Origin of the sequence: Haloplanus sp. (genome assembly GCF_028275055.1) — an archaeon.
GTDB lineage: Archaea > Halobacteriota > Halobacteria > Halobacteriales > Haloferacaceae > Haloplanus.
On sequence record NZ_JAQCNJ010000090.1, the window covers coordinates 1 to 21,789 of the forward strand.

Below are 21,789 nucleotides of genomic sequence, written 5' to 3' on the forward strand. Positions count from 1 at the left end.
GACAGCGTATTCGTGAGTCGCTTCGAGCTGTCGGTCAAGGTTTTGGTCCGCAGTCGAAACCCGAACGTAGGCGGCTGTGGACATAGATTCGCCCACGGTACGTGGGTATTTAAAAGATCGAGGTTACGCCCATGTGGGCAAGGAGTTTAGTAAATACCCATCCTTTGCTTAACGACCGCAAGCCGAAATAGATCTCGTCAGCGTCTATATCGTCTACTCACCGGCCGAAAGTAAAGGATCGATCATCAGGATTGTTCAAGATCATCGATCCAGTCCGACAAGACTGCAGCGACGTTCGTGTATGCGTCCTTTTTGCCTTGTCGATAGCTGTCGAGTTCATGATACGCCTCATCTGAGGTAACGACCGAGTAAGACTCGACGAGTCGCATCACCTCTCTCAGCGTGTGTTGGTCGAGTTCGTTTAGATCGACCGCATCATTGCCGGTTATGATTCGAGGTTGGTGGTCGAGAACTTAGGAAATCCGGGGTGTGTCACCCCATCAAGACCACCCCCCTTGGTCAAAGTCGAGAACTTAATAGATCCTCTTGATCGGTGAATAGGTGAAATCCTACTACCGGCGCATCTTCGTCGCCGCGGGCCCACCGTAACTACCATCACTGACGGTGAGCTGTAGCGAGATATGCAGCCGGTCACACGGAATATATCGGTAACCCTCGAATGTCTCCACGATTACCGGATATAAATTCTGATATAATGATAAAGCCTGCAAGCTGGCTAATGATGTTCCATATGTTCGGCTCCGAGTAACGAACATCTGTGCCTTCTTAACTTATTCACCGCCGGTGAGCGGCCGCGTTGCAACCCGTCTTTTTTCCATGGAGGTGTCGGCGTGACGGTGGCGGTGAACGCCGCGGCGGGCACATCGGCGCGGCGCGGGGTGTCGTGGCCATATCCGGACGCTTGGCACGGCTTCGAGGACGCTCGCGCGGCCACACAGGCGACTGAGCCGTGGGGTGTCGGCCACCTCACGGCGGCGTTCGACGCCCCGCCCCCGACGACCAACAACGAAACGAGAACGGCAGAGAGCGCCCGAGTGGTCGGTGGCGGCGTCCACACCACGACGACGTGTCGGTTCACAATATCGTGAACGTCACTCGATACGTCCTCAGCGGCTGGAATAGATGACAACCCGTTAACTGTGTGTTCGATGTGTGCATTAGAATGGGTATAAACGAATAAAATATGCTTGTGAGACGGTGTTATGGTGATAACGTTGCCTGGGGGTTTCGTGTTGATCGTTGAGGGACTTTTGACTGAACTGTTGTTTGGAACCATAGCGGCTTGGGCGGGGTTGTACGCGACGACTAGCGGGGTCAACTGTGTGAGAGACTGGTGGGGAATAGTAACCACGGATTCGATGCCGATCGATGAGGCTATCATAGCCGGTGACCCGGTGAAGATCCAAGGTCGTGTTCGCCCGACCCAGCCGAATGACACCGTTGTGTCACCGATACTAAATAAGGAGTGTGTGGCATACGAGTATGATATCAACAAGGTGGTACGGGGTAGCGGTCAGGGACGTATTGACGCCGACACAAAGTACAGTCCATTCATCGTTTCCGATGGGACCGCGACGGTCCTTGTTGATCCTGACAAAGAGAGTTTCTCGCTAGATACGACGACGAGGACACCAACCACGAAACAAGCGATCGAGGACCGAACTGCCGATGAGAGACTCGAGGTGGAACCATCAGCATACACATCTGCAGTAGGCGAAATCACGAAGCCTATCGAGTTGCGCGAGGGAACAATCGACGTTGGCGAGAAAGTCACGGTTGTCGGGAAAACCACCACGATACCGGAGAAAGCAACCACGGATGCGGATTCGGATGCGGATGCGGTCATGACATCTGAGGAATGTCGCCTGACGGTGATGAATAACGAGCCAGGAAACGCCGCGTTGAGAAAGGCCGGTCGGGGAGGTTTGTTGTTGATAGTCGGGGCAGTTCTCGGCCTTTTCGCGATACTCATTTTTACGGCCGCTATCCTCGACATAGTGGACTGGAACAGCGTTGTGATGCTGCTCCGACGAGTGACCGGGTGACGGACCGAAGCCACGAGTACCGGTCGTGTTCCCGCATCAGGCGCCGGAGCGTGTTCGCTACCGCTGGCGGGTTGTGGCGGCGGCGACGGCCGTTGGAGGGTAATGGCGTCACCTGTGCCGATGTCGAAGAGACGTCGGTGCACTCGGTGCCGTCACCGCGGGGACGCGCTCGACCCGCGTCTCACCCGTCCAACTGTCCCCGGTTCCAGCCGGACTCGCCGTGTGCGTTGCACCGCCCGGTGGCTACCGCTCGGCGCGTACTCCGTCGGACCAACGGGCCTGATGCGGGGTGTCGTCGGTCACCGTGGGGTGATCGATGTCGACAGGCCGCGATGTGCGAGGATGCCACGACCGGGTTCCACAGGATAGAGGGTTTCACTATCCGCCACGATGCCAAGGCCAGAAAGGACTACGCCTACGTCGACACGTCGAACACGAACCGGACGACGGGCGACGACGAGGAGAGTATCAAGCTCAACGGCGATGAGTGGAGGGCAGTCTACCGTATGCCACCGGACGAAGGCGGCGAGAGCAACCGCGCGTGCGACGGTTGGTCTATGGTGGTCTGCAAACCGAATCCACGTGCTGGCGAAATATTTCATACAGTTGTCTATGTCCGATGGTTTGTCCCCGACAGTGGCGGCTATCTCGTCGCGGTCGGGGATAAGGTGTCGCATCCGTCGCGCCACGTTCCGTTATGATGCCACCCACCGGTTGCAGGCTGACTCGCCGGGCGACCGGGAGCGTTCGACCCGCCGGCGGGCGAAAAGAGGTAAAACAGTTACGGTGCTTGACGGCCTGAACCCCAACACGCATGTTGTACGAGTACGCCGGGGACGCACACAGAGAACTCGTCGACTCCTACGGGGTAGACGAATCGCCGTTCCCGACGGACACCTCGCGGACGTATCCACGCCGCGATTTTCTACGTGACGAACCGCTCCATCTCAGGCGGCTCTTGTTCCCCCGCTGCTGGAACGGGACGGACCTCTTGAACGACCCGGACGAGACGCGCGGTCGCCTGAGTAGTCTGGGCACGTGCATGTTGAAAGGCATCACGGCCTACTCCGACCGCAACGCGGCCGGGTTGACCGACATCGTCGACCGGACGCTCGACCGACTGCCGACGATCAGAAGCACGCTCAAACGGGACGCCGAGGCCGCGTACAAGGGCGACCCGGCGGCGAAAAGCTACTGTGAGATCATCCGGTCGTACCCCGGCTTTCACGCAATCCTGACCCACCGCGTCGCACACGTTCTCTACGAGGCCGAGCAGTTCGCGTACGCGCGCGAACTCGCCGAGTACTCGAAAGGCGAGACGGGGATCGACATCCACCCGGGCGCGGAGATCGGGGACCACTTTTTCATCGATCACGGGACCGGCGTCGTCATCGGCGAGACGGCGACGGTCGGTGAGTGGGTGCGGGTCTACCAGAACGTGACCCTCGGCGCACTCCACTTCGAGGAACAGGAAGGAAAGGAACACATGCTGGCGAAAGATTACAAACGCCACCCGGATATCGGCGATCACGTCGTCATCGGGGCCGGCAGCAACATCCTCGGGCCGATCGACATCGGGGATCACGTGAGCATCGGCGCGAACTCGTGGGTGACCGACGACGTCCCGGACGACACGAGCGTGTTTATTTCCGACCACCCCGATCAGAAGCGAAAGCCGAACCGATGACCGGCGACGTTGCTTGCGCCGCAGGGACATCCACGCGCCCGTTCCAAGCGAGGCGGCGACCACGTGTGAGGTGGAGCCGTGTCGGTGTGCGCCGCCGTCGTCGGGTCCGACCGGGCGGAACTCCTCGAAATCGCGGTCGACACGGAACGCGTTCGTGCGGATCGGCTCAGCCACGAGTCGGTCTCCGGCCTGTAAAACGGCGTGGTCATCGGAGCGACCACCCGCAGCCGACGAACGGGGCCCCCGGGGCGACACCGTTGGCCGGCCGGGATATCACGGTGTCGCGTTCGCCGAAACCGGGGTACCGAAGGCAGCCGGTCACGAACCGTCGACCGCTCCGGAACAACAGAACAAGGGGTTTTTGCGAGTCGGCGGTGACACCGAAGCGTAATGGACTGTGATCGGTGATGTCGGTACGGATCGACTGGCGACAGAGCGTCGCCCTTACCGGCACGGTGATCAAGTATCTCGCCGTCGCGATGCTCGTCCCGTTGGCGATCAGCCTCGTATACGGTGAGGATACGGTCGTCTTCCTGTTGTCGCTCGGTATCACGGTCGTGGTCGGCATCGGACTGGAACGTCTCGACGACAACCCGGAACTGGGCGCCCGCGAGGCGCTTCTTCTCGTGGCGCTTGCGTGGGGGTCCGTCGCGGTCATCGGGGCGGTTCCGTATCTGATCGCGGGCTACGGCACCGAATCGACGCTCCGGTATCCGGTCAACGCGCTGTTCGAATCGATGTCGGGGTTCACCACCACGGGGGCGACGGTTCTCGGGGAGATATCGACCGACCGCCACTCCCACGCGTTGTTGATGTGGCGACAGCTCACCCAGTGGCTCGGGGGCATGGGGATCATCGTCCTGATGGTTGCCATCCTTCCCGAGGCGGCGGTAAACGGCGCACAACTCATCGAGTCCGAAGCGCCGGGGCCGGAACTCCAGAAGTTGACGCCGAAAATCGCAGAGACCGCACGGCTTCTTTGGCTGTTTTACCTCGGCTTTACGATCTTGTACGTCTGTATCCTGCTCGCGCTCCACTACGCCGGGGTGGCACCGAACATGGGCGTCTACAACGCCGTCGCACACGGCTTCACGACGCTGCCGACGGGGGGGTTCTCCCCCGAAGCCGACAGCATCGCGGCGTTCTCCCCGGCCGTTCAATGGGCCGTTATCCCGTTCATGCTCGTCGCGGGGATGAACTTCGGACTCTTCTACCTGCTCGTGCAGGACGACTACGCCGAGTTTCTCCAAGACCGCGAACTCCAGGCCTATCTCGGCGCGAACGCCGGCGTGATACTCATCGTCTGGGGGCTGTTGTTCACGGGATCGGCGCCGGTTCTCGAACTCGGGGGTGCCACGGAGGGTGTCCTCGAGAACTCGCTCCGACAGGCCACGTTCCAGATCGCCTCGCTACTGAACTCGACTGGGTACGCGACGAGCGACTTCGTGCAGTGGGGGACGACCGCACAGGGACTCCTGTTGTTTGCGATGTTTATCGGTGGGTCCGCGGGGTCGACCGGTGGCGGCGTCAAGGTCGTCCGGTGGCTGGTCGTGATCAAGGGGATCCGTCGACAACTGTTCACCACAGCCCACCCGAACGCGGTCAAGCCGGTGCGTCTCGGCGGGTACGTCGTCGGAGAGGATGTGATCCGCGCCATCTACGGCTTCACGATGCTGTATCTGCTCACCTTCGGCGTGTCGACGGCGCTCATCATGCTCGATGCGAGCCGTGTCGGCCTCGAAATAACGACACTCGAAGCGATCAGCGCAAGCCTCGCGACGATCGGAAACATCGGTCCGGGATTCGGCTTTCTGGGACCGTTCGGAAGCTACCTCGACTTCCCGGCGACAAGCAAACTCCTGATGATCTTTCTGATGTGGATCGGCCGGTTGGAGATCATCCCGGTGTTCGTGATGTTCACCGGCGCGTTCTGGAACGAGTGAGCGGTCGGGGTCGCGGCTTATACGTCTCGGGGGCGAACCGGCGGGTATGAGCGACCACCCGAGTGAGCCGACCCCGCCGGACGGACTGCCCGACGGCCTCGCGACGGAGCTTCACGGGTGTACGGCCGAGGAACTCCGAAACGTCGTCGTCCACGCTCAGGAACTGCTCCAGCACCGCCGGGAGCCGGGGTCGCCGATCGATCCGGGGCCGGGCGAGGACGTTGTTCGGGTGACCGAACGCGACGGCTACACCGAGGTGGTGAAACGCCAGCCCTGTGCCGGCGGCTGTCCGGACTGTCCACACGGCCCCTACCTCTACCACGTCAGGGAGGAGACGCTACTGGACGGCGGCACGAACCACCACTGGACGTTTCTCGGCGAAGTGCAGGCCGACGGCTGAGGCCGGGCCGGCCCGGTCGTTACGGATCCAGCCCGTACAGCCCGGCACGGAGAAACACGAGCACCGGAATGATCTCCAACCGACCGACCCACATGTTGAGAACGAACATCGCCTCGACGACCGGCGACATCGTCGGGCCGGTGATGCCCGTGGAGAGGCCGACGTTCCCTTGCGCGCTGGCGACCTCAAACAACGCGTCGGCGTAGCCAAAGTCGGGGCCGGCGACGTTGACGAGAACGAGGCTGCCGGCGGCGAGAAAGAGCAGCCACAGGATCGTGACGATGGCGGCCTCGCCGAACTCCCGTTCCATGGCCGTACGGTCGAGCGTGCGGTCGCCAAGGCGGGCGGTCACGACGGCGTTTCGCGGGAGGAACACGCGGGAGAACTGCCAGACGATACCGCGGGCAACGGTGTACCCTCGGACGATCTTGATACCGCCGACGGTGGACCCGGCGGCACCGCCAAGCGTCATCGCACCGACGATCATCACCTTGGCACCGGCGACCCAGCGGCCGATCGGGGCGGACTGAAACCCGGTGCAGGTCAGCGCACTGATCCACTGGAACGTCGAGTCCCGGATCGCGTCGTGTTCCGCGCCGCCAAGCACCGAGGTCGAGAACGGGAGAGCCGACCGGGTGGCGAACGCGTCGGCGGCCACCGGAACGGAAAGAACGTTCTGCGCCGAGAGGGCAACGACACCCAGTCCGAGGAGAACGAACAACCAGCGCGTCTGCAGGTCGGCGGCCAGTTCGCTCACCGACCGACCCCGGAGAACGACGTAGTGGACGGGAAAGGCGATGGCGCCGAGGATCATGATCGGGAGGAGGGCGGCCTCGACGAGCGGCGAATTGTACGTCGCGATGGAGTTGTCGGTAACGGAGAACCCACCCGTCGTAAGCCCGGTCATTGCGTGGTTGAGTGCCTGCCACGCGGCCTCCCCGGGAGAGAGTGACCGCGCGTACTCGCTCTCGCTTCCACGGATGGCCGCGAACAACAGAGCAGCGCCGAGAACCGTGTACCCGACGACGAGTTTCCAGACCGTCCGGACGGTGGAGACGATGCTCGGGTGGATCTTCTCCTCGCGGGCCTCGCTCCGGTAGAGGGCGTAGCTCCCACTGCCCGGTCGCGCGAGGATGGAGACGGTGAGAACGATGACGCCGACGCCGCCGATCCACTGGATAACCGACCGCCACCACTGGATCGCCCGCGGGAGCGATGGTTCATGCACCGCCATCGTCAGGCCGCTCCCGGTCCACCCGCTCATGCTCTCGAAAACGGCGTGGAGCGGGTTCCTGAAGTACGCGAGACTGGAAAACGTCGTCGTGGTGCCGACCCGGATCGGCGCCCACGCACTCGTGTCGGCCCCGGCGGGGACGAACGCGTCCATCGCCGCGGGTGGCGTGAACCACGCGGTCAACAGAAACGGGAGTGCGCCAAACGTGGCGACGGCGAACCAGCCACCTGCGGCGATAACCATGCCGTGTTTCATTTTGGGTGGGGGGGTGTCTCCGAAGCCCCGGTTTGCAAGCGCGCCGACACCGGCGGTCACGCCGCCGGCGACGAGACAGCCCACGGCGGCGTGAAACTCCCGAAACCCGAGCGCGACCGCCGCCGTGACCGTCATCAGGCCGGCCTCCATCAACAGAAGCGAGCCGACATCCCGGGCGATGATCTTCAGATCGGTCGAAACCTGGCCGTTGGGCCGCCCGGACATGTTAGCCGTGGTCCTCGGTGTGGCCAAAGAGGTCGGTCACGTCGGCGGTCGCCCCCTCGCCGGAGTAGACCGTGAGCAGATCCCCCGTCTCGATGCGTGTGTCGCCACGCGGCGTGATCGGGTCACCCTCGCCGTCGCGTTCGATGGCGACGATCAGCGTCTGCCCGCCGATGAGGCCCGCGTCGTTTGCCTCCCGGAGTGTCTTGCCCCTGATCGGTGCGTCGCGACGGCGATTTCGAACACCGCCGCCTGTTCGCCGATGCGCATGAAGTCGACGATGGAGGGGCGCTCGACCGCCCGGTAGAGATACTCCGCGATGAGGTGCTGTGGGTTCTGCATCGTGTTGACGCCGATCTGTTTGAATACGCTCATGTGTTCGGGGTTGTGGACGACCGAGACGATGGTTGGCACCTCCAGTTCCTGTGCCAGCAGACAGACCATGACGTTCGTGGCGTCCTGGTCCGTCGTCGAGATGAGCGCGTCGGCCCGTTCCGTTCCGGCGTCCCGCAGCGTTTCCTTTGTCGTGGCGTCGTCGTTGATCACCAGACAATCGTACTGTCTCGACGCCCGTTCTGCGCGCGCCTCGTCACGTTCGATGACGGCGACCTCGTTACCGCTCGTGGTCGCGATGTCGATAAGCGGCGTCCCGATGTCGCCCGCACCGACGATCACGAGGTACATTCAGTCTGCTTCTGTGCGCCGACGGTTGAAATATCACCGCCCTTTGCCCGTGGCGCCCCGGATAGCCCGGAGCGTCCGGCAGGCGACCGAGACGGAAGCCGGTGTCACGCGCGTCTCGGGATGGGCAGTCGGTCGGCCGCCCTCACACCCTCAGTCTACATCCCTGTCCCGGTCCTCACCGCCGAGACGCCACGTGAACAGCGCCCGCAACACGACGACGAGGCTGTTGGTGTCGCCTGCACCCCAGATGACCGTCTCCGAGTCCCCGCCGTTGCCGGCCACCCCGTCGTCGACGAGAACGCTCACGAGCGTCTGCCGGCGGTCGATCATCGCGAGTCGCCCGGCCGGCGTGTCGGACCAGATCCACATCGACTCGAACGTCGTCGCCGCGGGGACTTCCGTCTCGATCCGTTTCCGGACGCCGTCGGAGAGCCCCCCGAGTTCGATCGAGACGCCGCGTGCCGCGGCCGCGCGGAGTTCGTCGATCAGGTCCTCGGTGAGAAGGTCCGCGACGGTCATGTAGACGATTTCCGTCTCGGCCTCCGCAAAGAGGCCACACAGTCGGGCGGCGGCGGCAGTTTGGCCCTCGACGGTCTAGACGCCCCGTTGTTCCGTGCGGCGCTTCTCGGGTTCGATTGCGGTCAGTGCTGCCCGTAGGTCGTCGGTTCGCCGCCGAAACTCGCGTTCGAACGCCCGACTGACCGTCTCGGCGGAGGTGGCCCAGAACCGTTTGGGCGAGGATCGCTGGACGTCGACCAACCCCCGGGTTTGGAGTTCGTCGACGGCGTCGTACACCCGCGTTCGGGGCACCTCCGAGACGCGACTCACATCCCGTGCGGTCCCCGTGCCGAGGCCGGCGAGTGCGACGTACGTCCGCGGGGCGTAGGAACTCAGCCCGAACCGTTCGAGTTGTTCGACGGCGACGGAACGGGGGTTCTCGATTGGGTCGGTTGGCATCGATCGTGTGTCTCCGAATCCGGCCACGGAGTGACCGGAGCGACACGCGGGAGGTTGTGGTTGGGACACAGCACTCGGCCGCGCGCCGGATTGCCGGTTGAACCGTGACCGTATATGTTTTTTGTGATTAACCGAGTTACTTTTTCGGCGGCCGGGCACGCATCAGATCCCGGGACGACGGCGTGACCGGCGGGTGATACGACCGCATCGCCCCGGCCACCCGGGAGCCGTCTGCCACGCGCTTCCGTGGAGCCATCCACCGTGGGACTGTCTGATCGTCACCGGTAGAGTGACAATAACTATACGTGCAGGGAGCGGACATCAAGAGAAGTCCCGGGCACTCCCGGGGGTTGGGACACATGACTACTAGTGAAAGCGTGGAGGAAGCAATCGAGGTCCTCCAACAACTCGGCCTGAAAGAGTACGAGGCGCGCTGTTTCGTCGGCCTCTCCCGGTTGGAGACGGGGACGGCGAAGCGGCTGAGCGAACTGACCGAGGTGCCGCGGACGCGGGTGTACGACGCGATTCGGGTGTTGGAGGCCCAAGGACTCGTCGAGATCCAACACTCCAGCCCCCAGCAGTTCCGAGCCGTCCCCTTGGAGGAGGCGGCCGAGACGATCCGGGACCGGTACGACAACCGTGTCGAACGCCTCCACACCGCCCTCGACACCGTCGGGACCGTCGAGACGAGCGATGACTCCACCGCCCAGCAGGTGTGGGCGTTGACCGGACAGGGGGCGGTCGAGAACCGGACGGAGGAACTCATCGAGGGGGCGACCGAGGAGGTCGTTCTCGTTCTCGGCGACGAGTCGTTACTGACCGACGACATCGTCGAGACGCTCAACGACCTCGACGACGGGATCGAACTCGTTATCGGCGCGTTGACCGAGCACATAGAAGAACGGGTCCACGAGACCGTGCCCGACGCCACGACGTTTCTGTCGGGACTGGGGTGGCTTCGCGGCGCCGACAACGACGAGACGGCGATCGGTCGGCTGCTTCTCGTCGACCGGTCGACGATTCTCGTCAGTTCGATCATGCTCGGGAGCAAAAACGAACAGGCCATCTTCGGCGAGGGGTTCGGAAACGGGTTGGTCGTGGTCGCCCGACGCCTCATGTCACAGGGGTTGGTGACCGCCCGCGACCCCAAGGCCTGATCAGGCGTCGATCCGGTCCGGACCGAACGCGGTGTCGATCGGTTCGAGGGTGAGATACTCGCCGTTGTCGATCGTCACCCGGCAGGCGGCGTAGACAAAGTCGAGATGTCCGCCGATTCTGGCCGTCCCGTCCGCTTTGCTGTCGAACACTGCGTTCAGCGCGTCGGGGTCAAGCACGTCGGCGAGCGGACGGAGGGCGCGTTGTTCGAGGCCACGGGCCGCGCTGGCGGCGCGGACCACGGCCGTGCTCACGGATTCGTCGGATGCAATATCGTACTCCATACCTTTTTTTAGGGGCGAGACGGGAAGGTGTCGTCGCTTTTCACCCGATTCGTCACAACAGGGTCGGTCGGCGTGTACGCTTATCCGTGCGCCGGATGACCGACACACATGACGCCGACGGTTACACCGCGCTGTTGTGGGTCGTTTGTCGTGGACGCGAGCGTACTGGTCCAAGGCCGGTCCGGGGTCGTCGAGGCGCCGTCGACGGTGTTTGTGGTTGCGGCCGAAAAGACGGTGCTGATCGACACGGGGTTCGGGCCGGTGGATCTGATGGCCGACTACCACCCCTCATATGACCCCCACCGCAGGCCGGGACAGAACCTCGACGCGGTTCTCGCGGCCGAGGGGTACGAGGCGGGTGATGTCGACGCCGTCGTTCTCAGCCACCTCGACTGGGATCACTGTTACAACTTAGGTCGCTTCGACGGGGACACCGACGTGTACGTCCAGCGCCGGGAACTGGAGTACGCCATCGCCCCCTACGCGATGCACGCCGAGCGCTACGACGCCACGTCGCTGGGACGAACGCCCCCGTGGCTGACGGTCGATCTGACGCCCGTCGAGGGGGAGACCGAAATCTGTCCGGGCGTCACGGCGTTCCCGACGCCGGGCCACACCGTTGGCCACCAGTCGGTAGCGGTCGAGACAGGCGAGGGGACGACCGTCGTCGCCGTCGACGCGGTGCCGACGTTCGAGAACGCACCCGACGACGGCGAGGCGGTCGCGGCGGGGTTGGTCCGGGGACTCGCGATGAACGAGTTCGAGTGGTGGGCAAGCGCGACCGAGGTGGTCGAACGCGCAGACCGACTCCTCCCGGGCCACGAGTGGGAGATTCTCGACGCCGACCCCGCCGGGCTGTGTGAGTGATGTGACGAAGCCGGGGAGCGTTTAAGAGTCCCCGACCGCGACGCCACACATGGACACGACAGCCCGACAGCCGTTTTCGGTGCCGAGCGTCCGGTCGTCGGGATGGTCCACCTCCCGCCGCTGCCGGGCGCGCCCCGTTACAACGCCGACGGGGGCCGTGAGGCGATCCACGAGGCGGTCCGTCGGGACGCCAAGCGTCTCGATGCCGGTGGCGTCGACGCGCTACTGGTGGAGAACTTCGGCGACACACCCTTTCATCCCGACCCGGTCCCGCGACACGTCGTCGCGGACCTCACCGCGGCCGTCGGGACGGTTCGGACGGTGACCGACCGCCCGGTCGGGGTAAACGTACTCCGGAACGGCGGGCCGGGAGCCGTTGCCGTCGCCGCCGCGACGGACGCGTCGTTCGTCCGCGTCAACGTCCACACCGGAGCCCGGGTCTCGGATCAGGGGGTTCTGGAGGCGCAGGCACACGAGACGATGCGACTACACGAACGCATCGACGCCGACGCGGCACTGCTCGCGGATGTGGCGGTTAAACACTCGACGCCGCTCGGAGAGACGGGTGACGTGCCGGTGTTGGCCGGCGAGGCGGGGACCCCCGTCGTGGTCGACCGCGTTGAAAAACTGGTCGCGGCCGCCGACGCGGTACGGTGATTCGCCCCGGACACACGTCGTCGGTGACGGCAGTAAGCGTCCCGCACCCGGCGGCCGGCCTCGTCGGATCGTGGTCACGGGGTCCCTCACGGACGAACCGTAGGCCGGTTCCAGAGGCGGGGAGCGATACACGGCCGGGATTCTCGGCACACCGACGCCAGTCGAGCGTCGTGGCATCGTAGTCCGTGCTGGAACATTATCGATCATGAAGGTTTATTACCGAGGGGCGTGTTGATCGGGGTACGATGCAACGCGTCGCACCCGTATGCTGACCATGGTTCGATGACGAGGTGCAGTCACACAACTGACCCAGCATACGACACACCCCAATGAGCACATCCCGACGCACGACCCGAAAGAACCGCACCGAAACCACCATCGACCCCATCATCCCGTTGCAGCCCCGTTCGGGAACCGGCCCGACGACAGACGGCCGGCGGGACCGACCCGAGCCGACGCCCGATACGGAGTCGAACACCTCGGTCCCGATGATCGACCGAGGCGGCCTCGGTCCGAAGCCCGGCGCGGACTGACCGGCCGTCCGCCCCGCTTTTCACTCCCCCGTGACCATCCGGCAAGGGTTTTGCTCACCGAGACGCAACGAGGTCCATGGACGCGTCCGAACTGGAAACCGAACTGCGAAATTTCGGTATCGACATCCACGAAATCGAGAGAATCGACCCCGTCGAACTCTCGTACATCACCTCGCTTCCGGGCGAGGAGGTCGACCACATGGAGATGGGGACGGCGCTGAACGGCCTCCTCGACCTTGCGAGAGAGGACAAATGGGAACCGACACGGGTCGAGGCGACCGTTCTCCGGTTCGAGGACGACGTGTTGAACACGTGGTATGCGGAAGCCGAATGGTTCGAGGGACTGCTCAACTACCGGCTCTCCGAGACGGAGTTCTCGACAAAGGTGCTGGAGACGCTGGACGAGGATCCGAGCGACGGCTGAGATGGCGAACCCGAGCACGACCCACCGACGGCCGGACCGGTTCGACTTTGCGACGACGGCGCTGACCTTCGAGAGCCAAGGGACGCGGTGTCGAGGGCAGTTCTACCGGCCGGATCGACCGGCCACACCACCGGTGGTCGTGCTGGCACCCGACGTCGCCGCCGAGGCGACGTTCGGGTACACACGATACGCCGAGCGGTTCGCCCGCGCGGGCTACGCCGCCCTCGCCGTCGACTACCGTGGAGTCGGCGAGAACGAGGGGACAGGCCCCACCGCGATCGACCCGGTCGCGCAGGCGGCCGACATAGAAGCGGCGGTCGACCGGGTTCGCCGTCTCGACGGCGAGCGACGCCGTGTCGTGGTGTGGGGACACGGCCTTGGCGGCGGGCATGCCCTCGCGGCGGCCGCGGCCTCGCGCCGCGTCGCCGCCGCGGTGGCCGTCGCACCGTTTCTCGACGGGCGGTCGTTCGCCCGGAAGCGCTCGCTCGGCTATCTCTCCCGTGCACTCCGGTCGGGCGGACGCGACCGACTGGGTTCCCCGCTCGGTCGGTCGACGACCGTCCCCATCGTCGGCGGCGTGGGGGAGTTCGGTCTCCTGCCGCGTCGGCCGGCCGGCGACGCGTATCTCGACCTGATCCCCCGGGAGAGCGACTGGGCGAACGCGACGCCGGCGCGGGGCATCCTCGCGTTGTTTCGGTACCGGCCGATCACCGATGTCGGCGACGTGGACTGCCCGACGTTCGTGGTCGTGGCCGGCGAGGACGACCTCGTCTCCCCCGAGACGGCCGCGACCGCCGCCGACCGGATCGACGGAGCGGCGCTCCTCCGACTCCCGGTCGGACACGTCGACCCCCTCGGCGAGGCGTTCGAGACGGCCGTTGCCCACCAGATCGCCTTTCTGGACGGTGTGGTTGGGCGACCGTAACCCCCGGAACGCCACAAACGACTTAACCACGACCGACTCACTGCGTCGTATGGAGGGGTTACTCTACGCGTTACAACTGGGGATCGATCCACAACAGTTGGGGATCGAGTTCGGCGGCGGCGCCATGATCGGCGGGATCATCGGCTTCGCGGCCAAGAAACTGGCCAAGGTCATCGCGGTCATCGTCGGCCTCGAACTGGCGTTGTTCAAGTTTCTGGAGTCACGGGAGATCCTGACCGTCGACTGGGCGGCGCTGTCGGCCGGCGTCCTGAAAACGGGTGAGGGCGCGACGAACGGCCCGCCGGGTTGGGTGTCGACGATCCTGTCGACGTTGTCGGTGTCCGTCGGCTTCACCGGCGGGTTCATGCTCGGCTTCCGGCGGGGATAATCCGATCGCCACCGCCGGCCGTCGGCGGGACTACCTGACGTTGAGGTCGTCTTCGTCTTTGACGATGCGGGTTTCGGCCTCGCCGCTCGTCACCTCGTTCACCAGATCGTAGAAGTCGTTTTGCATCCCAGCGGGGAAGGTGAGTACGCCGATCCACGAGCCGTTTGCCTGCCACTCCTCGCTGTCGAGGCTGGCGAACTGTCTGATCTTCGCCTGTGCGCTCCCGGCCTGGTCGGCGGGCACCTGCACCGCGACGGTTACCTCTGCAAAGCGGATGGGAATGACCGGCCGGAGGGCGTCGAGTGCGTCGTCGACCTGTGTTTCGACACGTTCCATCGGATCGACCTGGAACCCGGCCTCCTCCAGTGCTCGTTCGATCCGCTCCGGAGGGTGGGGCGCGTCGTCCATCTGCGGGTTGACGGCGTTGCGCGCGATGCGGTTGATCAACTGCTTGCGCTTCTGTTCTTGCATCTCGCGGCGTTGGTCGGCGGTGATCTGTATCTCGCCGCGCTTGACCACCTCGGGGATGACCGACAATGGATCGGTCGTACCGAACACCTCTTCGAGATCCGCCTCCGCCGGCCGGTCGCCCCGGGAAGCGTCCTCGAACACGTCCTCGGCAGCGATCACGTCTTCGAGTTCCCCCTCGAACTCGTCGCGCTTGATGGCGAGCGCCGCGTCGGGGTCGATCAGTACCTCGAAGCGCTCGCCGTGGGACTCGAGGCGTGCGGTAACGGCCTCGTCGAGCGAAATCATACGCCGGGATAGCGTCCCCGAGGGTATATACTCTCGGCCGAGCGGTGCGGACGGGACCGGCCGACGGGAGGATGCCCGTGCCCTGTCGCCGACCGGGCTAGGAGAGGTCGTCGATGGTGACGATCAGGTCGGCCTTGTCCTGGACGCCGACCAGACGCTCGGCCTGTTCGCCGTCGGCGTAGAACTCAAGTGTCGGGACACTCCGGATGCCACGGTCCTGGGCGAGTTCCTGTAGCTCGTCGATATCCACCTTCAGGACGACCGCGTCCGTCTCCTCGGCGACCTCTTCGACGGTGGGCTCCAGCATCTTGCAGGGCCCACACCAGTCGGCGTAGTAGTCGACGAGGACGACGGCGTTATCGCCGGCAAGTTCGTCGAGGTGCGCTTCGTCTTCGACGTGGATCGGCTCCGTCTGTTCCGCGGTCGAACTGCTCATACTACACGTAGCCACCCGATCCCTTTAACGGTTGAGTCGCGCTGGCGTGAACGCGCACGACCGTCAGTCGGACACGACCTGGTACCGGAGAACGACACCGTCGTCGAGGCGGTCGACGGAGACGAGATCGAGCGCCGGGAAGTCGTCGACGAACCCCTCGCCGTCTGCGAGCGTCGGGGCGTCGCGGCCGCCGACGAGGATCGACCCGACGAAGAGGCTGAGTTCGTCGACCAGTCCGGCCTCGAACAACGAGAAGATGAGTTCGCCCCCGCCCTCGGCGAGCAGTCGGTCGGGTCCCTCGGCGTCGAGTGTCTCGAACGCCGTCTGGAGGTCGACCCGTTCGGTACCGGCTTCGATCACCGTCGCACCCGCGGAGCGGAGGCGGTCGAGTCGGTCCGTCGGCGCGGCCGCCGAGACGAGCAGGTAGGTGTCGGCGTCGTCGTCGAGAACCGTCGCGTCCGGTGGCGTTCGCGCGCGGGAGTCGGCGACGACACGTGCCGGGTTGGCCGCCCGCCCGTTCCGTAGCCGTTCCGCCCGTCGATCCTCCGATTTGACGCCGAGGTGTGGGTCGTCGGCGAGAACGGTCCCGACACCGACGAGAACGGCGTCGGCGGCCGCACGCAACCGATCCACGCGGTCGAAGTCGGCGTCGCCGGAGATGCGGACCTGACGGCGCTGACGGGTCGAGAGCTTTCCGTCGACGCTCGTCGCCGCGTTGACGACGGTTTCCATACCCATCACTCCGGGCCACCGATCAAACCGCTTTCGGTCTGTTCAGGCCTCCGAGGACACGGAGACCGATTCGACCGGTTCGACGCGCATCTCGAAGGTCGGGGCGTACTGTGTCACCGGATCGGTCGGCGGGGTCGGGAGCCCCGCGGCCTCGAACAACGTGTTTCGTCGGATCGTTGCCTCGACCGGCCGGAGCGTCCACGGCTCCCGGTCGATCGTCCCGACGCGCAGGCTGTCGCGGTCACCCGACGCCCGCCGACGGCGGTCCTCGGTCCCCGGAAAGAGGTAGTGGAACTCCTCGATACAGAACGACTCGATCGACCCCCGTTCGGCACGGTACGGCTCGCCGACCGGTCGGTAACGCGCCTGAAACGCCGCTTCACTGTCGGTGCGTCGACTCCGGAACGTGATCGTCCCATCACGGCGGGTCGTGCGCATCCGCGCACGGTGAAAGGGGAGCCCGAACGCCCGTCGCCCGGCCGTGACGGCCGCTCGGCTGTCGGTGTCGAGCGAGAGAAAATAAACGCCGGATCGGCCGCCCGCGGTCACGTACGTTCGGAGGTTGAGCTGTGGGATGCCCCGTTCCAGCCCGCGGGGAAGCCGAATCGGTCCGGGGCCAACCCCGTGGTTTTCGAGGGCGAGAACGCTCACCCATGCCGACCCATCGAACGTCACGACGTCGAGGGCGTCGGGAACGTGCGGGTCGACGGTCTCGGGGTCGACCGGCCAGTGGGCGAACAGTACGTCGCATCCGGTGACCGTAAGCACCGTTGGCACACACGTCGTACGGATCGGGACGGCTTTGACCTGACGGCCCGCGGGGGCGACGGTTTTTATGAGTCCGCGCCGCAATCACCACCCGATGCAACTCGACGATCATGCCGAGGACCTCGCCTCCGACCTCGGTGTCGACAAAGCGGAGGTCAAAGCGGATCTGGAGAGCCTGCTCGAGTACAACGTCCCCGTCGATGAAGCCAAGGCGAGCATTCGCCGGAAACACGGCGGCGACGACGGATCGGCGGCGACGCCGACGGCGAAGTCCGTCGCCGACGTGACGCCCGAGGACGGCTCCGTGACGGTGACCGTCCGTGTCCTGACAAAGGGGATGCGGTCGATCCGGTATCAGGGGGAGGATCAGGTCATCCGCGAAGGCGAGTTCGCAGACGAGAGCGGACGGGTTTCCTACACTGCGTGGGAACCGGTCGAGTTCGACCCCGGTGACTCGATCACCGTCGGCAACGCCAGCGTCCGTGAGTGGGATGGCGAAGCAGAGCTCAATCTGGGAACGAACACGACCGTCGCGGCCGCCTCCGACCCGGTCGAGACGCCTTACGACTCCGGGGGAGAGCGCGACCTGATCGACCTCGAACCCGGCGACCGGGGGCGAACCGTCGAGGTCCGGGTCCAGGAGATCGAACGCCGGACCATCGACGGGCGGGACGGCGAAACCGAAATCCTCTCGGGTGTCGTCGCCGACGGGAGCGCCCGCCTGCCGGTCACCGATTGGGAGCCACACGCCAGCCTCGACGCAGGCGCGTCCGTCCGCCTCTCCGACGTGTACGTCCGCGAGTACCGGGGTGTCCCGCAGGTGAACGTCACGGAGTTTTCAGCGGTCGAACAACTCGACCGCGAGACCGAGACGCCGGCGTCGGCTCCGCGGCTACGGATCGACGAGGCCGTCGGTGGCGGCGGTCTGTTCGACGTCGAACTCGTCGGCAACGTCATTCAGGTCCGGGACGGGTCCGGCCTGATCGAGCGGTGTCCGGAGTGTGGGCGGGTCGTCCAGAACGGACAGTGTCGCGCTCACGGCGAGGTCGACGGCGAGGACGACCTCCGGGTGAAGGCCATCCTCGACGACGGCACCGGGACGGTGACGGTCGTTCTCGGTTCGGATCTCACGGCCGATGTGTACGGGGGCGATCTCGAGGACGCAAAAGCCGCCGCGCGGGACGCGATGGACCGCGAGGTGGTGGCCGACGCGATCAGCGACCGGATCGTCGGCCGCGAGTTCCGTGTCCGTGGGTCGCTCTCGGTCGACGAGTACGGCGCGAACCTCGACGCCGAGACGTTCGAGGAGAGCACCACGGACCCGGCCGACCACGCACGGGAACTGCTCGCGGAGGTAGGGCGATGAGCGCCGACGGGGAGAACGGCGGCGACTCCGGGCCCGGCCGCCGCGAGGTGGCCCACCGCCTCTTCGCGGCGGAGTTCGACGACGCCACCGTTTCATACGCGAAAAGCGACGAGGAACGCGCCCCGAAATACGTCGTCACGCCGACCGGTGCGCGGGTGAACCGCCTCTTTGCCGTTGGCGTTCTCACCGAGGTGGAGTCGGTTAACGAGAACGTTCTCCGGGCGCGGGTGGTCGACCCCACGGGGGCGTTCGTCTCATACGCCGGCCAGTACCAACCCGACGCGGCGGCCTTTTTCGAGCGGACCGATCCGCCGGCGTTCGTCGCACTCACCGGCAAGGCCCGAACCTTCGAACCGGACGACGGCGATCGAATATACACGTCGGTCCGGCCGGAGAGCGTTTCTGTCGTCGACGGCGAAACCCGGGACCGGTGGACGGTGTCGGCCGCCGAGGCGACGCTCCGCCGGGTGGCGGCCATGGCCGAGGCAAAATCGGTCGACGCGTCCGACGAGGCCCTCGACGCGGCGCTCACAGCCCGGGGCTACGACGCGGCGCTCGCGTCGGGCATCGCCATCGCACTCGACCGCTACGGCACGACGACGGTGTATCTCGACGCGGTCCGGGAGGTAGCACTCGACGCACTGGCGGTGGTCGCCGGCGACCGGGACGCCGTTCGTGCCCTCGACGTGGCGCCGGACGAGGCCGGAACCGAATCACTCGGGCCGATGCCGTCGGGTGCGACCATCGACGTGACGGACGGACCCGAAACCGAAACCGAGACAGAGAGACCGGCGGCCGGGGCCACGGCGTCGTCGGCCGACGCCACCACGACCGCCGACGCCGACGATACGGACGCCCCAACGGCCACCGTCGACGCCGGTGACGACGAAGCCACGACCGGCGTCGTGGCCGACGACGGGACGACCTCCCGGTCGCCGGAGTCAACACCGACGGAACCAGACGCCGGGACGACCGCCGACGGGACGGCCACGGATGACAGCACGGCGGCCACGGCAGGCGGGTCTGCTGCCCCCGGTCCAGACACGGCCGACACGGCCGATGCGACCGACGGTCTCGGCGACTTCGACGACGACGACCTCTACGAACTCGGCGAGGAGGAACGCCGCGAGGTCGAGGCGGAGTTCGACGTGGGCTTCGAGAGCGGCGCGGAGGTCGACGACCCGGGTGAGGCCGGTATCGACGTTCCGGAACCGGGAGGGCTCGATACCGAGGCTGCTGAACCCGACGAAGAGGCCGGGACCGGATCAACGCCGATGGGGAGTGATGAAAGCGTCCCGGCGGTCGGGGACGCCGAAGCCGATGACGGCGGCGACAACGACGCGGAGGGCGTGCCCGACGACGTTAACCTCGAAACGGCGACCGTCGAGATGATGGAGGAACTTGACGACGGCGACGGGGCGGACCGCGAGGCGGTCGTCGCGGCCGTCGTCGACGAGTACGGGGCCGACCCTGGCGCGGTCGGTGACGCCATCGAGGACGCACTCATGAGCGGCCGGTGCTACGAGCCGACGGAGAACCGGTTGAAGGCCATCTGATGGCGCTTGTCGAACCGGTGGCCGACGCGCCGGCCGCGGTGGCCGACTGTGGGGACGAGCGAGCCCTCGTCGTCGCCGACTACCACGCCGGCATCGAGGCGGGACTCCGGTACGAGCGAGGGGTCGAACTCCGGAGCGACGCCGACAACAGGCGTGAGCGTCTGCTGGCGCTGTGTGATCATGTCGATCCGGATCGGGTGGTCGTTCTCGGTGACCTGCTCCACCGGATCGGCGACCCGGTCGACGCCGACGACGACGAGGTGGCTACCCTGCTCGCCGCCCTCGACGTTCCGATGACGCTTGTCCCCGGCAACCACGACGGCGGCGTTGCCGACGCCTACGGTGACCGGATCGAGGTGGCAGACGCCGGCGGACTGCGCCGAGGCGACGTGGGCTTTGTCCACGGGCACACCTGGCCCGATCGGACGGTGCTTGGCGCGGCGACGGTCTGTATCGGGCACGAACACCCGCAGGTGAGACTCGAGGACGAGGTTGGCGGTGGCCGAACCGAAAAGGGGTGGCTCCGGGGCCGTCTCCGGATCGAACCCTTCGCCGACCACCTCGGTGTCGACCCCGCGGCACTCGCGTGGGGGCAGCCGGAACTGGTCGTCTTTCCGGCGTTCAACGACCGGTCGGGCGGGACGTGGATCAACGTCAAGGGGCAGTCCTTTCTCTCGCCCATGCTCCCCGAGGCGCTGGTCGATGGCGAGGCGTATCTGCTGGATGGGACGCGGCTCGGGGCGTACCGGCGGATCTGACGCGTCACGCCACCGAAGCCCGCAACCCCGAACACGAGCGCCAGCCCGACGACACCCACCCACGACGGTGAGGAGGGCGGGGCTGTGGTCGTTGAGAACCGAGACGAACGCCCCCGCGAACGGTGCGCTTAATCGGCTCGCGTAACTACAACCGCCGATGTCAGACACGGAGTCGTCGGGGATGGACGCGTTCACCCACCTCGGCGAGCGGGTTCGGTCGGCGCTCTCCGAGCGGGGGTTCTCGACGCCGACCGAGCCCCAACGACTGGCGATTCCGCCGCTCGCACGCGGCGAGAACGCGCTCGTTCTCGCGCCGACGGGGACGGGCAAGACAGAGACCGCGATGCTGCCGGTGTTCGACGCCATCCACCGGGCCGAGGACCGGTTCGGAATCTCGGCGGTTTATATCACACCCCTCCGTGCGCTCAACCGCGACATGCGAGACCGCCTCGACTGGTGGGGCGAGTATCTCGACGTCGAGGTGGACGTGCGCCACGGCGACACCACACAGTACCAGCGGGGGAAACAGGCCGACGACCCACCGGACGTGTTGGTGACGACACCGGAGACGTTGCAGGCGATGCTGACGGGCGAAAAGCTACGAACGGCACTCTCGGACGTGAACCACGTCGTCGTCGACGAGGTCCATGAACTCGCGTCGTCGAAGCGGGGTGCGCAGTTGACCGTCGGACTCGAACGCCTGCGGGAGCTTTCGGGAGCGTTTCAGCGGATCGGG

The 21,789-nt window shown here is 65.6% G+C and carries 24 protein-coding genes and 2 pseudogenes; 16 read left to right on the top strand and 10 right to left on the bottom strand.

Features of this window, described 5'->3' with window-relative positions; translation table 11 throughout:
- Positions 1–84, bottom strand: an 84-nt coding sequence (locus Q0925_RS12395) for a recombinase family protein (RefSeq protein WP_349254407.1), incomplete at its 3' end; no start/stop codon positions are given.
- A 1,142-nt stretch (positions 85–1,226) separates the two neighbouring features.
- Here Q0925_RS12395 and Q0925_RS11035 point away from each other — a divergent pair.
- From Q0925_RS11035 to Q0925_RS11055, 5 genes are all read left to right on the top strand, one after another.
- Positions 1,227–2,066: a hypothetical protein gene (locus Q0925_RS11035; protein ID WP_299335431.1), complete on the top strand. Its 840-nt coding sequence runs from the start codon at positions 1,227–1,229 to the stop codon at positions 2,064–2,066.
- Positions 2,067–2,398: 332 nt separating this feature from the next.
- Positions 2,399–2,767, top strand: coding sequence for a hypothetical protein (locus tag Q0925_RS11040; protein ID WP_299335433.1), 369 nt, complete (start codon positions 2,399–2,401; stop codon positions 2,765–2,767).
- Positions 2,768–2,880: 113 nt separating this feature from the next.
- Entirely contained in the window at positions 2,881–3,753 is an 873-nt protein-coding gene (gene epsC / locus Q0925_RS11045; protein WP_299335435.1) for a serine O-acetyltransferase EpsC, read from the top strand.
- A 407-nt stretch (positions 3,754–4,160) separates the two neighbouring features.
- Positions 4,161–5,696, top strand: a complete 1,536-nt coding sequence (locus Q0925_RS11050) for a TrkH family potassium uptake protein (protein WP_299335437.1) — start codon at positions 4,161–4,163, stop codon at positions 5,694–5,696.
- 46 nt (positions 5,697–5,742) lie between these two features.
- A complete protein-coding gene (locus tag Q0925_RS11055; protein ID WP_299335439.1) occupies positions 5,743–6,096 on the top strand; it encodes a hypothetical protein in 354 nt (117 codons plus the stop codon).
- A 19-nt stretch (positions 6,097–6,115) separates the two neighbouring features.
- Here Q0925_RS11055 and Q0925_RS11060 read toward each other — a convergent pair whose 3' ends face one another.
- The 4 genes and pseudogenes from Q0925_RS11060 to Q0925_RS12350 all read right to left on the bottom strand — a co-directional run bounded on the left by Q0925_RS11060 (position 6,116) and on the right by Q0925_RS12350 (position 9,448).
- The gene (locus tag Q0925_RS11060; protein WP_299335441.1) at positions 6,116–7,810 is read right to left on the bottom strand and encodes a potassium transporter TrkG; all 1,695 of its coding nucleotides are present in this window, start codon (positions 7,808–7,810) and stop codon (positions 6,116–6,118) included.
- A 1-nt stretch (position 7,811) separates the two neighbouring features.
- A pseudogene (locus Q0925_RS11065) lies at positions 7,812–8,491 on the bottom strand (potassium channel family protein).
- Between the two features lie 150 nt (positions 8,492–8,641).
- Positions 8,642–9,010, bottom strand: coding sequence for a hypothetical protein (locus tag Q0925_RS12345; RefSeq protein WP_343218116.1), 369 nt, complete (start codon positions 9,008–9,010; stop codon positions 8,642–8,644).
- A gap of 75 nt (positions 9,011–9,085) precedes the next feature.
- Positions 9,086–9,448, bottom strand: a complete 363-nt coding sequence (locus Q0925_RS12350; protein WP_343218117.1) for a TrmB family transcriptional regulator — start codon at positions 9,446–9,448, stop codon at positions 9,086–9,088.
- Positions 9,449–9,807: 359 nt separating this feature from the next.
- Between Q0925_RS12350 and Q0925_RS11075 the strand changes: the two genes are divergently transcribed.
- Positions 9,808–10,605 carry a TrmB family transcriptional regulator gene (locus Q0925_RS11075; protein ID WP_299335443.1) on the top strand — a complete coding sequence of 266 codons (798 nt, stop codon included), beginning with the start codon at positions 9,808–9,810 and terminating at the stop codon, positions 10,603–10,605.
- Here the strand turns inward: Q0925_RS11075 and Q0925_RS11080 are convergent, their stop codons facing one another.
- Positions 10,606–10,857, bottom strand: a complete 252-nt coding sequence (locus Q0925_RS11080) for a HalOD1 output domain-containing protein (RefSeq protein ID WP_299335445.1) — start codon at positions 10,855–10,857, stop codon at positions 10,606–10,608.
- A 138-nt stretch (positions 10,858–10,995) separates the two neighbouring features.
- Between Q0925_RS11080 and Q0925_RS11085 the strand changes: the two genes are divergently transcribed.
- The 6 genes and pseudogenes from Q0925_RS11085 (at position 10,996) to Q0925_RS11110 (ending at position 14,681) form a co-directional block, all read left to right on the top strand.
- The gene (locus Q0925_RS11085; protein ID WP_299335447.1) at positions 10,996–11,754 is read left to right on the top strand and encodes an N-acyl homoserine lactonase family protein; all 759 of its coding nucleotides are present in this window, start codon (positions 10,996–10,998) and stop codon (positions 11,752–11,754) included.
- Positions 11,755–11,850: 96 nt separating this feature from the next.
- Positions 11,851–12,411: pseudogene (locus tag Q0925_RS11090) on the top strand (BtpA/SgcQ family protein); the annotation flags it as partial.
- 329 nt (positions 12,412–12,740) lie between these two features.
- The gene (locus tag Q0925_RS11095; RefSeq protein WP_299335449.1) at positions 12,741–12,944 is read left to right on the top strand and encodes a hypothetical protein; all 204 of its coding nucleotides are present in this window, start codon (positions 12,741–12,743) and stop codon (positions 12,942–12,944) included.
- A 76-nt stretch (positions 12,945–13,020) separates the two neighbouring features.
- Positions 13,021–13,368 carry a hypothetical protein gene (locus Q0925_RS11100; RefSeq protein ID WP_299335451.1) on the top strand — a complete coding sequence of 116 codons (348 nt, stop codon included), beginning with the start codon at positions 13,021–13,023 and terminating at the stop codon, positions 13,366–13,368.
- Position 13,369: 1 nt separating this feature from the next.
- Positions 13,370–14,293 (top strand): alpha/beta fold hydrolase, encoded by a 924-nt coding sequence (locus Q0925_RS11105; RefSeq protein WP_299335453.1) that lies wholly within the window; start codon positions 13,370–13,372, stop codon positions 14,291–14,293.
- Positions 14,294–14,342: 49 nt separating this feature from the next.
- The gene (locus tag Q0925_RS11110) at positions 14,343–14,681 is read left to right on the top strand and encodes an FUN14 domain-containing protein (protein ID WP_299335454.1); all 339 of its coding nucleotides are present in this window, start codon (positions 14,343–14,345) and stop codon (positions 14,679–14,681) included.
- 30 nt (positions 14,682–14,711) lie between these two features.
- Here the strand turns inward: Q0925_RS11110 and Q0925_RS11115 are convergent, their stop codons facing one another.
- The 4 genes from Q0925_RS11115 to Q0925_RS11130 form a co-directional block, all read right to left on the bottom strand.
- A complete protein-coding gene (locus Q0925_RS11115; RefSeq protein ID WP_299335456.1) occupies positions 14,712–15,437 on the bottom strand; it encodes a ribosome assembly factor SBDS in 726 nt (241 codons plus the stop codon).
- A gap of 97 nt (positions 15,438–15,534) precedes the next feature.
- A complete protein-coding gene (gene trxA / locus Q0925_RS11120; protein WP_299335458.1) occupies positions 15,535–15,873 on the bottom strand; it encodes a thioredoxin in 339 nt (112 codons plus the stop codon).
- A gap of 63 nt (positions 15,874–15,936) precedes the next feature.
- Entirely contained in the window at positions 15,937–16,605 is a 669-nt protein-coding gene (locus Q0925_RS11125; RefSeq protein ID WP_299335460.1) for a 2,5-diamino-6-(ribosylamino)-4(3H)-pyrimidinone 5'-phosphate reductase, read from the bottom strand.
- A 42-nt stretch (positions 16,606–16,647) separates the two neighbouring features.
- Positions 16,648–17,382 (bottom strand): YqjF family protein, encoded by a 735-nt coding sequence (locus tag Q0925_RS11130; RefSeq protein ID WP_299335462.1) that lies wholly within the window; start codon positions 17,380–17,382, stop codon positions 16,648–16,650.
- Positions 17,383–17,467: 85 nt separating this feature from the next.
- On the opposite strand from Q0925_RS11130, the gene Q0925_RS11135 reads away from it, so the two are divergent.
- The 4 genes from Q0925_RS11135 to Q0925_RS11150 form a co-directional block, all read left to right on the top strand.
- The gene (locus Q0925_RS11135) at positions 17,468–18,739 is read left to right on the top strand and encodes a Single-stranded DNA binding protein (RefSeq protein WP_299335464.1); all 1,272 of its coding nucleotides are present in this window, start codon (positions 17,468–17,470) and stop codon (positions 18,737–18,739) included.
- Positions 18,736–20,295: an RPA family protein gene (locus Q0925_RS11140; protein ID WP_299335466.1), complete on the top strand. Its 1,560-nt coding sequence runs from the start codon at positions 18,736–18,738 to the stop codon at positions 20,293–20,295. The genes Q0925_RS11135 and Q0925_RS11140 overlap by 4 nt, the downstream gene beginning before the upstream one ends.
- Positions 20,295–21,053, top strand: a complete 759-nt coding sequence (locus Q0925_RS11145) for a metallophosphoesterase (RefSeq protein WP_299335468.1) — start codon at positions 20,295–20,297, stop codon at positions 21,051–21,053. The genes Q0925_RS11140 and Q0925_RS11145 overlap by 1 nt, the downstream gene beginning before the upstream one ends.
- A 157-nt stretch (positions 21,054–21,210) precedes the next feature.
- Positions 21,211–21,789, top strand: a 579-nt coding sequence (locus Q0925_RS11150) for a DEAD/DEAH box helicase (RefSeq protein WP_299335470.1), incomplete at its 3' end; no start/stop codon positions are given.